Raw genomic sequence first — 1,152 nt, 5'->3', positions numbered from 1 at the left:
CCGTCGCGTCGGCGTTCCACTGCACGCTGGTCTGGTTCCAGGCGCTCTTGCGCACCAGCACCTGCGCGCCGCAGCTACGGCATGCAACCGGCAGCATGGGCATCTCGTCGAGCCGATTGTCAGTCCGCACAGGCGAATCGAGCGCCATCACACCGAGCCCGCTCCCTGGGACGCCATGTTCGCTTCGACCTCTTTCATCCACGCCTGGTAGGGCCGGGTGGTGTCCAGCTCGAACTCGAAGCGGTCCACCATGTCCGGTTCCACGTCGGCGGCGTCGACGTAGAACTGCTGATACCAGCGACGCAGCTGATAGACCGGGCCGTCCTCCTCGACCAGGAGCGGATTGTCGATGCGCGCCTTGTGCCGCCAGATCTGGACGTCCTGCTCGAAGCCGAGCTTGATGTAGTCGCCGAGCGTGATCGCGGTCCGCATGGCCTCATCGCCGGGCAGCGTCTCTGATTTCTTGACGATGATGCCGTATTGCAGCACAAAGGAATTCGAATCGATCGGATAATGGCAGTTGATCAGAATGGATTGCGCGTCACCGGTTTCGTAGTGGTAGGTCAGGTCGTCGATCATGAAGGACGGCCCGTAGTACGACGCCACCGAGGTGTTGCCCAGCATGCGTGAGCCTTCGGCGCCACCCATGTCGGGTCGGCCCTCGCCGTTCATGTACTGCGTCGCGACGTGTCCCTCGAAGATGTTCTTGAAGTAGGTCGGCAGCGCGCCGTGGATGTAGTAGAAGTGCGCCATATCCACGACGTTGTCGATGATTTCGCGGCAATTGCTGGTGCCCACGACTGTGGTGTACCAGTGCCAGTCGGTCCACTCATCGCTGGTGGCTCCCTCGATGCGCGGGATCGTCACCTCCGGCGGCGGCGGTTTGCGCTCCGGGTCGTTCCAGACGAACAACATGCCGTCCTGCTCCAGCGTGGTCCAGGTTGCCGTGCGGGCCAGCCGGGGTGCGCGTCGGGCGTACGGCACCTTCCTGCATCGCCCGTCGCCGCCCCAACGCCAATCGTGGAACGGGCAGGCGATCTCGTCGCCCTTCACCTCGCCCTGGGACAGGTCGCCGCCCATGTGCCGGCAGTAGCTGTCGAGGACGTTGATCTTGCCGTCCCCGCTTCGGAAGACGACAAGCTTCTGACCGAA

General features: G+C 63.5%; 1 protein-coding gene and 1 pseudogene. Both read right to left on the bottom strand.

Annotated elements, in window-relative coordinates:
- Positions 1–148, bottom strand: a pseudogene (locus tag ACZY0B_RS27575) (ferredoxin); the annotation flags it as partial.
- Positions 148–1,152: Rieske 2Fe-2S domain-containing protein (locus ACZY0B_RS27570; protein WP_463767392.1), on the bottom strand; the 1,005-nt coding region annotated here is incomplete at its 5' end. The pseudogene ACZY0B_RS27575 and the gene ACZY0B_RS27570, both read right to left, overlap by 1 nt.

Source organism: Mycobacterium sp. IDUB_19 (assembly GCF_055419445.1).
Note: the sequence above shows the minus strand (reverse complement) of the source record. Positions and strands in the feature narration are given on the sequence as shown.